The 13052-nt window shown below is 66.7% G+C and carries 10 protein-coding genes and 1 tRNA gene; 6 read left to right on the top strand and 5 right to left on the bottom strand.

Annotated features, from left to right (window positions below):
* Nucleotides 1-48: 48 nt before the first annotated feature.
* The 5 genes from ACYQPG_RS17625 (at nt 49) to ACYQPG_RS17605 (ending at nt 5127) form a co-directional block, all read left to right on the top strand.
* Nucleotides 49-141: transfer RNA gene (locus ACYQPG_RS17625), tRNA-Sec, on the top strand.
* 571 nt (nt 142-712) lie between these two features.
* Nucleotides 713-1153, top strand: a complete 441-nt coding sequence (locus ACYQPG_RS17620; RefSeq protein WP_147899555.1) for a hypothetical protein — start codon at nt 713-715, stop codon at nt 1151-1153.
* A 14-nt stretch (nt 1154-1167) separates the two neighbouring features.
* The gene (locus tag ACYQPG_RS17615) at nt 1168-1872 is read left to right on the top strand and encodes a hypothetical protein (RefSeq protein ID WP_461231390.1); all 705 of its coding nucleotides are present in this window, start codon (nt 1168-1170) and stop codon (nt 1870-1872) included.
* 821 nt (nt 1873-2693) lie between these two features.
* Nucleotides 2694-3368, top strand: a complete 675-nt coding sequence (gene rnhA, locus ACYQPG_RS17610) for a ribonuclease HI (RefSeq protein ID WP_461231389.1) — start codon at nt 2694-2696, stop codon at nt 3366-3368.
* A gap of 517 nt (nt 3369-3885) precedes the next feature.
* Nucleotides 3886-5127, top strand: coding sequence for a PGN_0703 family putative restriction endonuclease (locus ACYQPG_RS17605; protein WP_461231388.1), 1242 nt, complete (start codon nt 3886-3888; stop codon nt 5125-5127).
* A 322-nt stretch (nt 5128-5449) separates the two neighbouring features.
* Here the strand turns inward: ACYQPG_RS17605 and ACYQPG_RS17600 are convergent, their stop codons facing one another.
* The 3 genes from ACYQPG_RS17600 to ACYQPG_RS17590 form a co-directional block, all read right to left on the bottom strand.
* A complete protein-coding gene (locus tag ACYQPG_RS17600) occupies nt 5450-5701 on the bottom strand; it encodes a hypothetical protein (RefSeq protein WP_461231387.1) in 252 nt (83 codons plus the stop codon).
* 130 nt (nt 5702-5831) lie between these two features.
* Complete coding sequence (locus ACYQPG_RS17595; RefSeq protein WP_461231386.1) at nt 5832-6707, bottom strand: ImmA/IrrE family metallo-endopeptidase; 876 nt, start codon at nt 6705-6707, stop codon at nt 5832-5834.
* A gap of 264 nt (nt 6708-6971) precedes the next feature.
* Nucleotides 6972-7364: a winged helix-turn-helix transcriptional regulator gene (locus ACYQPG_RS17590; RefSeq protein ID WP_419829782.1), complete on the bottom strand. Its 393-nt coding sequence runs from the start codon at nt 7362-7364 to the stop codon at nt 6972-6974.
* A gap of 82 nt (nt 7365-7446) precedes the next feature.
* Between ACYQPG_RS17590 and ACYQPG_RS17585 the strand changes: the two genes are divergently transcribed.
* Complete coding sequence (locus ACYQPG_RS17585; protein ID WP_147942017.1) at nt 7447-8178, top strand: SDR family NAD(P)-dependent oxidoreductase; 732 nt, start codon at nt 7447-7449, stop codon at nt 8176-8178.
* A gap of 224 nt (nt 8179-8402) precedes the next feature.
* On the opposite strand, the gene ACYQPG_RS17580 is transcribed toward ACYQPG_RS17585, so the two are convergent.
* Nucleotides 8403-11597 carry an efflux RND transporter permease subunit gene (locus tag ACYQPG_RS17580; protein WP_461231385.1) on the bottom strand — a complete coding sequence of 1065 codons (3195 nt, stop codon included), beginning with the start codon at nt 11595-11597 and terminating at the stop codon, nt 8403-8405.
* A 117-nt stretch (nt 11598-11714) separates the two neighbouring features.
* The gene (locus tag ACYQPG_RS17575) at nt 11715-12974 is read right to left on the bottom strand and encodes an efflux RND transporter periplasmic adaptor subunit (protein ID WP_461231384.1); all 1260 of its coding nucleotides are present in this window, start codon (nt 12972-12974) and stop codon (nt 11715-11717) included.
* Nucleotides 12975-13052 lie beyond the last annotated feature (78 nt).

Genomic DNA, 13052 nt, shown 5'->3' with positions numbered 1-13052 from the left:
AGAGCATCCTGCTTGACCCCGCCGGAAGTGGCCCGTACCCCCGCCTTCGGAGGCGAACGGGGTCTGGTGGCCCCCCTGGTCTTCAAAACCAGTGGTACGCCAACAGCGTACGGTGGGTTCGATTCCCATCCGCTTCCGCCATGTATGCTCATAAGTCTTTGTAATCGATCTGCAATTTGGGCTGCATCAAGTTCGGTCCCAATCCCGGTCCCAACTCGAATTTGTGATCTTTGGCGGATCTCTGCGGACGATAGCGGACGAGACGATCGTGTCTTCTCGGTGATTAGGTCTGGTTCGATGGCGACCGTAATGGTCGTCTAGCTTGTCAACGAAGGCACGGATGTCGGCCTCGGCATGGCAAGAGCTGCATTGTGGATCAAAAGTGACAGCCTGAGCCTCCACCCGTAGGGCCAGGGCCGGTCTGCGTTCGAAGCGTAGTCGCTCTATCGCCGTCGGTCACAGTTGACGCATTTCATGCGTCGCCATCGAGATGCGTCTCTGCGCCACCCGGGCTAACTCCACGAGGGCTAGCGCAGGTAATGCGTCGGTCGGTCGCGCCGAAATCGAAGCGCAGCTGTAAATTTTCGTCGGGCTTGCGGGAAACTCACTCATCGGCTCCGCCCGAGCCGCGGAGACTCGGTTCAATGCCCCCCGCCATCGCCCTCGATGCTATCCCGACGCCCGCTCGGTCCGCTCATTGACTAGGCGCGCCATGACCACGGACAACGCCGCCGGTCCGGACCCCGGCTTTCCCGTAAATGCAAAGCCCCCGCCGAGCGTCGGCATCTTCTGGGGTGTGCCAGAGGGCGATCGCACCGTGCTGGTAATCGACCGTACCTCCCTGGCGGGGGCGGAAGCCTACGGCGATTGCCTCACCCACCCCCGTGGACACCATGAGGTCTGGGAGGCCTGGCGCAAGCTGGGGGCCACGATGCTGCGCCGCCGCGGCCTACCGCCGGCCATCGCCGGCCACGAGTACGAGGCGTTCCCGCGCGGGCGGGTGGTCTACATGCGCGGACCCGCGCTGTTCACGCTGTACGCCGACCGGCACCTTCAGCGGCCGGAGGCAATCGCCGAACTCGTGCGGCTGTTCGGCCTTGCCGGGGAGCGCCACGCGGTGCGCTCGGACGCGCACTACCGCACCAACACCTAAAGAGGTCACACAACATGGGCGGTAGCTCAGACGACATTGAGGCGCTCCTCGTCGACTGCCACGACCTAAGCAACCCGACGCCGGGGATGCTGCCGGCGATCTTCCGCGACATCGTCGGACGGCTCGACGCGGAGCGCTACGCCTACGCCGTTGTCGGACGCATCGCGCTGACGCTGCACGAGCAGGCGCGATACGTCGGCGTGATCGAGATCGTCGCCGACCTCGGCGCGGACGGGCGCGAGCGTGCCGCGGATCTCGTTCAGGCGACACGGGTGCGGTTCGCGCCGCACATGGACCCGAAGCTGTGCCCGCGGCCCATCGAGGTGACGCTGCGGCCCTGCGTCTGCGCGACCGAGGTCGGTTTGCTGGCGAAGGCGATCACCCGCCCGTGGTTCGGCGTCCCTGCGCGGCTGGCGAACGCGGAGCACCTGCTCTGGCTGTGGTGCCGAACGGACGGCATCGATCATCCAGCGGACGCCTCCGCGCTGATCACGGGGGGCACGGTCGACCTCTACCGCGTGCAGAGCCTTCTGCGTGAGACGGACGACCTGGAAGAGACGGGGCAGACGCGGCTGCGGCTGGCGATTGGCAACGCTGTCCTGTCGACGACGTCTTCGTTCAACCGGTATATGAGCGAGCGGCGCGCCCGGCTCGACCCGTACTATGTGCCGGTCTGGCGCCGCATCCTCGAAGATGGTGACGAGTCAAAGCCTGGCTGATCAAGTGCAAGTTTGCTCTGCCCCCACTTTCTGTGGCGTCGGCAGCGACCGAAGTCTTTGGCAGTTCGCGTTGCAAATGCAGGACGTCGCTGTGCGCTCGGACGCGCACTGTCAGCCGGACGTGAAGACGTAGGTAACTCACGCGTCACGGCGACCGGCACCCGCGCGAGGACATCGGCGCCATCGCTACAGAGGCCAGCGGCGGATCCGCCTGCGCACCACACTCCGGACGGGGCTATGTTTCTCCGAAACGCGCACAGACCGGATGTGAAGAGCGCCTCCCCGCCGGACTGCCTACCCCCGCCGGCTGGCGGACCGCCGACGCCGGCTACACCTGCGGCCATCCCCGCCGACGTACCAACTGGCTCGACGCACGTCAGGCCCCGTCCGCCCTTCAGGGGTCCGACGATGGCCAGCCCCCGCTCGGCCCCAGACACGGCAGCCTCCTTGCTGAATGCCGGTCGTGCTCACCTCTTGGGCGGCGATCACCATCCGGCGGCCCCCCTCACCCCGACAACGGCGTTTCCGGACGTTTCGCGGCCCCGCCAAGTGTTTGAAACTTGAAGAGTCAGAATGGCCTAGTTCGGCCGACAAAGGGGCTACGCGGCGACCTGCGAGCTGTAGCTCGCCCCTAGCGCAACAACCGCCCTTCTACCCCACTTGACCCGTCTTAGCCGTCTCGCCAGTTGGCAAAATCTTCGAGGACCGGACGCTCTCATTCGGCTCAAACGGCGACCCGTGAAGATACCATCTGTCAGCCAATTTCGGGCATCGAGGGCGGCCTCCCATCGACCACCCCATACGGAAGGGCTGAGCCCACGATGCGAACGATCGTTTATGCTGATGGCGGTTGCGACCCTAACCCCGGGCCAGGGGGTTGGGGGGTCGTCGTTGCGGCCCCGGACGGCACGGCCGAGCTGTGCGGCGGAGAGCCCGGCACCACGACCAACAACCGCATGGAGCTGACAGCTGCGATCAAGGGCCTCGAGCATTTCCCGGCCGGGGCCGCGATCGAGATGCGGTGCGATAGCCAGTACGTCGTCAAATCGGTGACCGATTGGATGCGCGGTTGGAAGGCGAAGGGCTGGCGCACAACGACGGGTGACGTGAAGAACGTCGACCTCATGAAGCGCCTCGACGAACTGAACGCGGCGCGCGACGTGAAATGGACCTGGGTCCGGGGGCATGCCGGCGACCGTCTCAATGAGCGCGCTGACGCTCTCGTCCACCGGGGCCGTCGCGAAGCGAAGCTCGGCAAGCTCGAGTCGCGGAACAGTGCTGCGCCCCTACCTGCGACTTCCCCTGCCCTTGCCGCTGCGCCAGCTTCGCCGAGCCAAGGCGCCGCCCTCCGCGTCGATCTTGCGCTTGGCCTCCAGGTCACTCGGGCTGCGAAGGCGGCGGGTGTCACGCCCGACGCTCTGGTCGACGATGCAATCCGGTTCTACCTCGAGATCGGACCGAGCGAGGTCGCCCGCCTGCGGGCGAGCCGAGCATAGGCGACGAGACCGATTGCGGCGACGCCTGGTCACCGGTTCGATCCCGGCTCCGCTAAATGCCTGCGCCGCTCGAGCACCAGACGGTCCATTCCTGGGCAAATAGCGGTCGATCAGCGAGGCATCCCTGAAGGTCTGCTTCGTTTCGACACCGGATGGTCACCCACCTGAAGCTGACTGTTCGCTGCCGGGCGGCGGGCTGATGTCTGCTCATGGCGCATCTCGGACCCAAGTGACCGGACGGCGCTTTGACGCACGGCTGCGCGTGTCGAGCGCGTGTCCCACCGGCTACATCACATCCAACCCGTTTCACCTGCGCCTAGACCCCGGGCAGGCCCACCGCCGCTCCCCACCGCCAAGCCTCGCTTGCCGTGCGATCGCCGCCGCTCCCCGCCGCCGTCCCACACCTGCCTACCCTGCGCCAGTGTCGGCCGCCGACCGCGGCGCCTGTTCATCTCTCCGCCCCTCCCGGGAACCCCGTCTCGGCCGCACCCCCGCGGCCGTCACGAGGCCCCTGACCATGCACGTCAGCATCACCCTGCCCCGGCTCGCCGAAACCGGCGACCTGCATGACACCCGCGGCATCCCGACCGCACTTGCCGACACCGCCCGCACCATCCTCGACCCCTCCGGGCTCGGCGCACCGCCATCCCACCTCCCCGTCATCCCCGAAGCCGCCCGCCGCCGTCACCACGTGTTCGTCCCCGCCGACCACCGCTTCAAGGCCGCGGCCCGCTTCCTCCAAGCGCTCTGGCGCGAGGACTGTGACCTGCCAATCGGCACCCATCTCGACCGCGCTAATTCGCACCGTGTCCGCCGCCTCGGCTCACGCATCTCCCTCGCCGCCGGCCGCACCGGCGCCAACTTCATGACGCCCTCCATCGCCGCCGTGGCCGCCCGCGCGCTCGCCTACCGCGAACCTGGCGCCGCGTATGACATCAGCCGCCTGCGCACCAACCTGCTGTCCTCGCAGCCGCTCGCGTTCAACCTGTTCGGCCCCCTCGCCGCCGACCCCGCGCTCGCCACCCGCTTCATGGCAGAGCTGTTCCCCGGGACTCTGGCAGAGGTCACCGAAATCCTGTTCGAGCACTCGCCGGGCCGCGGCGATCCACGCTTCACCGCCGACCGAACCGCGTTCGACATCGTCCTCCGCGGCATCACCCCCACCGGCGCCCGCGCACTTATCTGCATCGAGATGAAGTACAGCGAAGCCGGATATGAACCTGCCCCACCGCCCAACCCGCGGCACACGGAGATCGCGCATACGACCCCGGGCCTGTTCATCGCGCCCGACGACCCGACCCTGACCGGCCCAGCCTGCCAGCAGCTCTATCGCCAGCACTGCCTCGCGAGCGCCATGCTCACCGCCGGCCTCGCGGACACGGCCACGCTCGCCTTAATCGCCCCCGCGCACAACCAACTCGCACACGCAGCCACCGCAACTTACAAGCGCCAACTCCTGGACCCGGCGGCCGGCCTAATCCCATTCGTCCCGCTCACACTGGAGCACGCGTTCACCGCCATGGCCGCCGCCGGCCTGCCTGTACAAGCCGCGGCGCTTCATCGCCGTTATACTGACTGGTGGCTCCTCGACGGTGAACTCGAACTCGCGATAGGAGCCGGCGCATACGCACCCGCTGCTGAGGCACTGGCAGCGCCCGCGCACATGCAGACCGTTGACACCATCAGCGCGAGCAAGCCGGTCAACCGTTCACGACCGCAGCGCACGCGGCCCGCGACCCGGACCCGAGCTGCTGCGTGATGGCAGAATAAACAATGCACGATACGAGCCGGCGGCAAGCACTTGCTGTCGGCTCGAACCCGTCTCTGACGCAAACTCACACCGCCGCGCATGCTTAAGCGCCACTAGCCTACCCCACGCAGGCACATCTCTGGTTCTACCCGCTTCGTGCACCGTGCAAGTGTTTGAAACTTGAGAGGTTCGAGCGGCGCGGTTCTGCACACAAGCGGCCTTATCCACGACCGGCGAGCTGTAGCTCAGCCCCGCCGTGACAACCGCCCATTTCGCAACGACACCATCGCCGCCGCCGGCAGCCGCCTGATCCGCGTTCAGGTGACGACAGCTAGGCCAATCCAAGCTTCTCATGCGCCTCGGCGGGCGTCATCTGCCGTATGGATTCTTCGGAAAAGCCAAGCTCACGAAGCGCTGCTCGCTGACGGTTCGTGATCATCAGCGACACCGCAGGAGACGTTACAGACGCGGTGCCCATAGCGTTCAGCCCGGCGTCCTCGGCGCGGCCGGCCGGGTCGAGGAACGCTTCCTCTTCCGCAGCCAGATTGAGGACCAACCGAAGATAGTCGTCAGTTCCCGCCATTCACGACCCTCATTGCTCATATGCCGGCCTGAGGAGTGCGCCGGATCAGCCTCAGGACGGCGGTACCGCCCGCTCTGACGAAGCAGCAGGCTATAGCCGTCGGGGTTGTTCCATCAGGGCTGTGTCTTGCCTACCGTCGCCCCGAGTGGAAACGGTGACGCCAGCCCTCATCCAGCCTGCGTTCCTCCGCGCTCTCCTCCGGGACAGCTTCCAGACGCAGGAGGATCATCGCAAACTTGTTCTGCTCAAGGTAAACCTGCTCGTAGAGGGACGGCGCGCGGAGGTCGCGCTTCACGTCGATCCAGAGATCGGAGCTACACGCATCGATGTCGCTCGCGATGTTCGGCTGATGTGGACCACTGTGATAGAGCGAGCCTGTCGGGACCGGGCTGCCGACCGCGGAGATGATGGCCGGAAAGGAGAGGCTGCGGTAGCACCGCTGCACCCGGCCATTGCCCGCCACGACGATGGCGATCCTCTCGGGTTGGTATTGCACGTAGGCCCGAGCCGCCACCTCCTTGCCGACCGCGAAGTCGCGCGCGAGCATGAGAACGTGCTGCAGATTGGGCTCGCGAAAGGCCGCCATGGCTCCCCGCAACAGGTGCGGGGGCATCAACATGAGAGTGGCGAAGCGATTGGCCTCGACCTCCCTGCGCTGCCGCTGATCACCCTCCTTCGCTGTGACGCGGAGAAGGTCAGAGCTCTTGCACATGAACCGGCCGGATTGATCCGGGACGTGGTGCGCCATCAGAAAGTGGGCGAGTTCATGCGCGATGGTGAAGCGGCGACGCGGTTCGCCCCCGCGCTTGACGAGGATGGTGCCTTCGGACCGCTTCGCGTCGGTAACGAGGCCACCCTCGAACTCGTCGGTGTAGAGGTCCTCTATTCCGAGAATGCCAAGGCGCGCGCACAGGTCTTGGATCGGCACGGGCACCGAAAGGTTCGGCTCAGCCTGTAGGATGCGTTTGACGAGCGCCTCAGGCGAGGCCGCGTCTACGAGGTCCATCCTGCTGATTGGCATCCGCGCAGCCCCATCCCGTCCCTACAGGCCGCTACCCACCCGCGATCCCAGGACGGGACTACAGGGAGTTCGTGCAGGCGGTAAGCCGAAGGACCGGTTTTGCGCCTGTCGGCGATCCGGCATGGCGTAGTCTGGCCGAAAGCGGCTCGTCTGCTTCCGAAACGGTCCGACGCAAAAGCAGACTATCCCTTTACGACCCTGATCGAGCATAGCGGTTCAACATTTGCCAAACCGAGAGCGGACGCGCTCTCACGGCCTTGTTTTAAGGCTGTCATGCTCGCGATTGGCCGCCTCAATCGCCTCGCCATTGTCGAGTGCCCACGCGCAGAGCGCCTCGAAGGGTTGGCGCAGGGAATGGCCAAGCGGGGTGATCGCATACTCGACGCCAATGGGCGCGGTCGGCAGCACTGTCCGGGTCACCATACCGTTGCGCTCCAGCCGCTTGAGCGCGTCCGCCAGCGCCTTGTGCGTGATGCCGTCGAGCCGCCGCTTGATCGCGTTGAACCGTGCCGGTCGCGGGCAGAGCACCGTGAGGATCAGGATCGTCCACTTGTCGGCGATCTTGTCCAGCACCGGGCGGACCTGCGCCATGTCGGCGAGCGCGCACGCGGATAGGATATCGAGATCAGTATCATCGGCCATATCTAGGCTAACCTAAGTGCGTTCTTGATAGCAGATATATGCCGTGTATCTCATGCGCCGTTGCAGATGAAGGGATGCCGCGATGGCTCGCATGGTGGACAAGGTTGCGCTCGTGGTCGGCGGGGCGAAGGGCATCGGCCTTGCGGTCGCCGAGAGGCTGGCGGTCGAGGGCGCGTCGGTCGTCTTCACCGGACGGCGCGCCGACGAGGTCGAGGCAGCCGCCGCGAGGATCGGGCGCGGTGCGCGGGGTCTCGTCGCGGATGCGGCCCTACAGGAAGATTTGCACCACGTCGTGGCGACGGTGCGGGAGACACATGGCCGGATCGATGCGCTGGTCCTCAACGCGGGCATCTCGGAACCGGCGACCCTGCGCGACGGGACGCCCGAGCATTTTGACCGGCACTTTGCGGTCAACGTCCGTGGGGCCGTCTTCGGGTTGCAAGCGGCGTTGAGTGCGATGGGACGGGGTGGCTCGGTCGTGCTGATGGGGTCGATCGCCGATGCCGCAGGAATCACGCCCTACGGGACCTATTGCGCGACGAAGGCGGCGCTGCGCTCTTACGCGCGCACATGGACAGCAGAACTGGCTCCGCAGGGTATCCGCGTGAACGTGGTGGCCCCCGGCCCAACTGACACCGCCATGATGGCCAGCGTGCCTGAGGAGCAGAGGGCCGCACTGATCGCGCCAATCCCGCTCGGCCGCATGGCGCGTCCCGAGGAGGTGGCGGCGGCCACACTGTTCCTTCTGAGCGACGAGGCGAGCTTTGTCGCGGGGGCCGAACTGTGCGTCGATGGTGGGATGCGACAGATCTAACCCCTCAATCGCAGTTTCAGCGTGTCCGCTTCGGTCAGTTTGCATCCCCGAAGCGGACCGTCGCAAAACCACGATTTTTGAGACCCTCCGGACCGGTTGCTTGCGACCCAAACTGTCGTGCATTCCGAAGCGGATCAATCCCAAAAGCATTCGTCGAGCGGAGCGTGCTGCGCACGTGGCTGTCGAGCCATCTTTGCGAAGGAATTCCCCCATTTGCGGAACCGCTATGCGGCTTCCGCGACCTGCTCCCTTTGGAGGTCCGGTGCGCTGCCGCCATGCTGCTTGAGCGGCCGGTTGCCGGAGAGGCGACGCAGCAGGACGTAGAACACCGGCGTCAGGAAGAGCCCGAAGGCGGTGACGCCGATCATGCCGGAGAACACGGCGACGCCCATGGCGCTGCGCATCTCGGAGCCGGCGCCGGTGGCCGTCACCAGGGGCAGGACGCCCATGATGAAGGCCATCGAGGTCATCAGGATCGGGCGCAGCCGTAGGCGGCTCGCCTCGATCGCGGCCTGAAGCGGGGAGCGACCGGCGAATTCCAGTTCGCGGGCGAATTCGACGATCAGGATCGCGTTCTTTGCCGAGAGGCCGACGAGGACGATCAGGCCGATCTGGGTGAAGACGTTGTTGTCGCCGGCCGAGAGCCAGACGCCGAACATCGCCGCGAGCAGGCCCATCGGCACGATCATCAGGATGGCGAGCGGCAGCGCCAGGCTCTCGTACTGGGCGGCGAGCACAAGGAAGACCAGGAGCAGGGCGAGCGGAAACACCCACATCCCGGAGTTGCCCGCGATGAACTCCTGATAAGTCAAGTCGGTCCACTCGAAGGCAAAGCCCCGCGGCAGGGTCTCGGCCGCGATGCGGGCGGCCGCCGCCTGGGCCTGGCCCGACGAGTAACCGGGCGCCGCGCCGGCGTTGATGTCGGCGGAGAGAAAGCCGTTGTAGCGCATGGCGCGCTCCGGACCGGCCGTCTGCCGGACGTGCAGGAGAGCCGCGAGCGGCACCATCTCGCCCGAGCCCGCACGCACCTTCAGCGCCCCGATGTCGTCCGAGCGGGCGCGGAACGGCGCGTCGGCCTGGACCCGGACCGAGTAGGTCCGGCCGAACCGGTTGAAGTCGTTGACGTAGAGGGAGCCGAGATAGATCTGCAGCGTGTCGAACACGTCGGTGACCGGGATGCGGAGCTGGCGGGCCTTCGTGCGGTCGATGTCGGCAAAGAGCTGCGGCACGTTCATCTGGAAGCTGGAGAACAGGCCGGCGAGCTCGGGCGCCTGCGCCGCCTTAGCTAGGAAGGCCTTGGTCGCGTCGTTCAGCGCCTCGTAGCCGAGGCCGGCTCGGTCCTCGATCTGGAGCTTGAAGCCGCCGATGGTGCCCAACCCGTTAACCGGCGGCGGCGGGAACATCGCGATGAACGCCTCGGGGATCGCGGCGAACTTCTTGTTGAGTGACTGCGCGATGGCGCCCCCGTTCAGGGCCGGCGAGCGGCGCTCCTCGAAGGGTTTCAGGGTCGAGAACACGATTCCCGAATTCGAGCTGTTGGTGAAGCCGTTGATCGAGAGGCCCGGGAAGGCGACGGCGCTCTCGACGCCCGGCTCCTTGAGGGCGATCTCGCTCATGCGGCGGATCACGTCCTCGGTCCGGTCGAGGGTCGCACCATCCGGCAGCTGCGCGAAGCCGACGAGGTACTGCTTGTCCTGCCCTGGTACGAAGCCGCCGGGGATCTGGCGGAACAGCATCACGGTCAGTCCGACGAGGACAAGGTAGAGCACCATCATCGTCGCCTTGCGCGAGACGACGAAACCGACGCCGCGCCCGTACCCGTCCGAGGCCCGCCCGAAGGCACGGTTGAAGCGCCGGAAGAACCAGCCGAGCAGCCCATCGAGGATTCGGGTGAGGCGGTCCTTGGGGGCGTGGTGGTCCCTTAGGAGAAGCGCCGAGAGGGCGGGCGAGAGGGTCAGCGAATTGACGGCCGAGATGACGGTGGAAATTGCGATGGTGAGGGCGAACTGCTTGTAGAACTGACCCGTCAGGCCACTGATGAAGGCGAGCGGTACGAACACCGCCACGAGCACAAGTGCGATGGCGATGATCGGGCCCGAGACCTCGCGCATGGCCTGGTAGCTGGCCTCGCGGGGCGACAGCCCGCGCTCGATGTTCCGCTCGACGTTCTCGACCACCACGATGGCGTCGTCGACGACGATGCCGATGGCGAGCACGAGGCCGAACAGGCTGAGCGCGTTGATTGAGAACCCGAACGCGTGCATCACCGCGAAGGTGCCGACGATGGAGACCGGCACCGCCAGCAGCGGGATGATTGAGGCCCGCCACGTCTGCAGGAACATGATCACCACGACGACGACGAGGGCAATCGCCTCCAGCAGGGTGTGGATCACGGCCTCGATGGAGGCGCGCACGAACTGCGTCGGATCGTAGACGATCTCGTAGTCGACGCCCTCGGGCATGTTCCGCTTGATCTCCGCCATGGTCTGGCGGACGGCATCGGAAATCTGGATCGCGTTGGAGCCGGGCGACTGAGAGATCGGGAGCGCCACGGCCGGCTTGTTGTCGAGGAGGGAGCGCAGGGCGTAGTCCGAGGCGCCGAGTTCGATCCGGGCGACGTCGCGCAGGCGGGTGATCTCACCGCCCTCGCCGGTCTTGACCACGATGTCGCCGAACTGCTCCTCGCTGGTCAGCCGGCCCTCGGCGTTGAGCGACAATTGGAGGTCGAGCCCCGGGATCGCCGGCGAGGCGCCGATGACGCCGGCCGCCGCCTCGACGTTCTGGGCCTGGATCTCGCGCACGACGTCGCCCGCCGAAAGCCCGTGCTCTGCGACCTTCTGCGGATCAAGCCAGATACGCATCGAATAGTCGCCGGAGCCGAAGAGCTGCACCTGCCCGACGCCGTCGAGGCGGGCAAGCCGGTCCTTGATGTTCAGCACCGCGTAGTTGCGCAGGTACGTCATGTCGTAGCGCCCATTCGGCGAGACGAGGTGCACCACCATGGTCAGGTCCGGCGAGGACTTCACCGTGACGATGCCGAGCTGGCGCACGATCGCCGGCAGGCGCGGCTCGGCCTGCGAGACGCGGTTTTGGACGAGCTGCTGCGCCTTGTCGGGGTCGGTGCCGAGCCGGAACGTGACGGTGAGCGTCATGATGCCGTCGGTCGTGGCCTGGCTCGACATGTAGAGCATGCCCTCGACGCCGTTGATCTGCTCCTCGATCGGCGTCGCCACCGTCTCGACGATGACCTTCGGGTTGGCGCCTGGGAAGGTCGCGCGCACGACGACTGAGGGCGGCACTACGTCGGGGTACTCGGAGATCGGCATCGCGAAGAGCGAGATCAGGCCCATGATGAAGATAAGCACCGAGAGCACGCCCGCAAATATCGGCCGGTCGATGAAGAACTTCGAGAAATTCATGCCGCTCTCCTGAGGGCGAGAGAGATCGCGCGGCGTGGGATTGCGCGCGGCTAGAGAGGGCGGTCGCGAGACGGCCGCCGTGAATGATTTTCGGTAAGGATGCGTCGGCGCCGGCCGTCAGCGCAGGGCGAGCTGGCGCGCGGCGGATGCGGCGTCCTGAGGCCGGGCGCCCATGGAGACGGGCTCGGGCCGCAGGAGCATGCCGGGGCGAACCCGCTGCAAGCCGTTCACGATGATGCGCTCGCCGCCGGACAGGCCCGAGGTCACGACGCGGAGCCCGTCGACGGCCCGGCCGAGGGTGACGGCGCGGAACTCGGCCCGGTCGTCCGCACCGACCATGAGCACGAACTTCTTGTCCTGATCCGTGCCGACCGCCCGCTCGTCCACGAGGAGCAGCGATTGGGGCGCGGCCTGACCAAGACGCATGCGCGCGAACTGGCCGGGGATGAGATGACCGTCGCCGTTGGCGAAGCTGGCGCGGACCCGAATGGTGCCGCTGCGCGCGTCGACTTTGTTGTCGATGAACTGGAGATGCCCGCCCGCCCGGGCACCATCGGCGGTGACCATCTCGACCGGGATACGATCGAGTCGACCGCGCTTGCCCGACGGTTCGGCGAGCGACGCCAGCGCCTTGAGGACGACGGTCTCGTCCGCGTCGAAGCTGGCATAGACGGGATCAACGGAGACGAGCGTGGTCAGAACTGCAGCGCCGGCGCCGGTGGCGACGAGGTTGCCCGGCGTGATCTCACGGCGCCCGACGCGGCCCCCGACCGCAGCGCGGACCTCCGTGTAGCCGAGGTTCAGTCGCGCCGCTTCAAGCGTCGCCTTCGCCGCATCGAGGCTCGCCTTAGCTTCCTTGAATGCGTTGGAGCGCACGTCCAGGTCGCGGGCCGTGACGATCTGCTGGCCCGACAGCCTCTGCCCGCGCTCCAGGTCGCTCGCGGTCAGAGCAACGCGCGCCTCAGCGCCGGCGACCTGCGCCTCCAGGCGCTGCACCTCGGCGGCGTAGGGCGCCGGGTCGATGGTCACCAGCAGGTCGCCGGGCCGGACCAGTTCGCCTTCGATAAAGTGCGTCGCCTGGATCGCTCCGCCGACACGAGCCCTGACCTCGACCCGGTCGACGGCTTCGAGGCGTCCAGAGAACTCGTCCCAGAGAACGACCGCCCGGGGCGCGACGGTCGCCACCGGCACCGGCATCGCTTGCTCGGTCGGTGCCGGGGCGGCGACCGCCTCCATCCCGCGTGGCGTCAGGGATGCCAGGAACTGGACGGAGGCACCCGTCAGCAGGGCGAGTGCGATGCCGACACCGAGGCTGCGGCGGACGCCGGAACGGGTAGGAGGGGAATGAGGCGCAGGGTTCACGACCGGCTCCGACATATGTAAAGCTTGCTACACATGTCGGCATGGACGCCGGCCGTCAAGAGACTTATCTACCACTCGATACAAAAGTTGGAG

It is taken from the genome of Methylobacterium sp. CM6246 (genome assembly GCF_054818005.1).
This window is presented reverse-complemented; position numbering and strand designations above follow the sequence as displayed.

Excerpts from the sequence above, each read along its gene's own strand:
- ACYQPG_RS17620 (WP_147899555.1), top strand. The coding sequence starts at position 713 with ATGACCACGGACAACGCCGCCGGTCCGGACCCCGGCTTTCCCGTAAAT.
- ACYQPG_RS17615 (WP_461231390.1), top strand. The coding sequence starts at position 1,168 with ATGGGCGGTAGCTCAGACGACATTGAGGCGCTCCTCGTCGACTGCCAC.
- rnhA (WP_461231389.1), top strand. The coding sequence starts at position 2,694 with ATGCGAACGATCGTTTATGCTGATGGCGGTTGCGACCCTAACCCCGGG.
- ACYQPG_RS17605 (WP_461231388.1), top strand. The coding sequence starts at position 3,886 with ATGCACGTCAGCATCACCCTGCCCCGGCTCGCCGAAACCGGCGACCTG.
- ACYQPG_RS17600 (WP_461231387.1), bottom strand. The coding sequence starts at position 5,701 with ATGGCGGGAACTGACGACTATCTTCGGTTGGTCCTCAATCTGGCTGCG.
- ACYQPG_RS17595 (WP_461231386.1), bottom strand. The coding sequence starts at position 6,707 with ATGGACCTCGTAGACGCGGCCTCGCCTGAGGCGCTCGTCAAACGCATC.
- ACYQPG_RS17590 (WP_419829782.1), bottom strand. The coding sequence starts at position 7,364 with ATGGCCGATGATACTGATCTCGATATCCTATCCGCGTGCGCGCTCGCC.
- ACYQPG_RS17585 (WP_147942017.1), top strand. The coding sequence starts at position 7,447 with ATGGCTCGCATGGTGGACAAGGTTGCGCTCGTGGTCGGCGGGGCGAAG.
- ACYQPG_RS17580 (WP_461231385.1), bottom strand. The coding sequence starts at position 11,597 with ATGAATTTCTCGAAGTTCTTCATCGACCGGCCGATATTTGCGGGCGTG.
- ACYQPG_RS17575 (WP_461231384.1), bottom strand. The coding sequence starts at position 12,974 with ATGTCGGAGCCGGTCGTGAACCCTGCGCCTCATTCCCCTCCTACCCGT.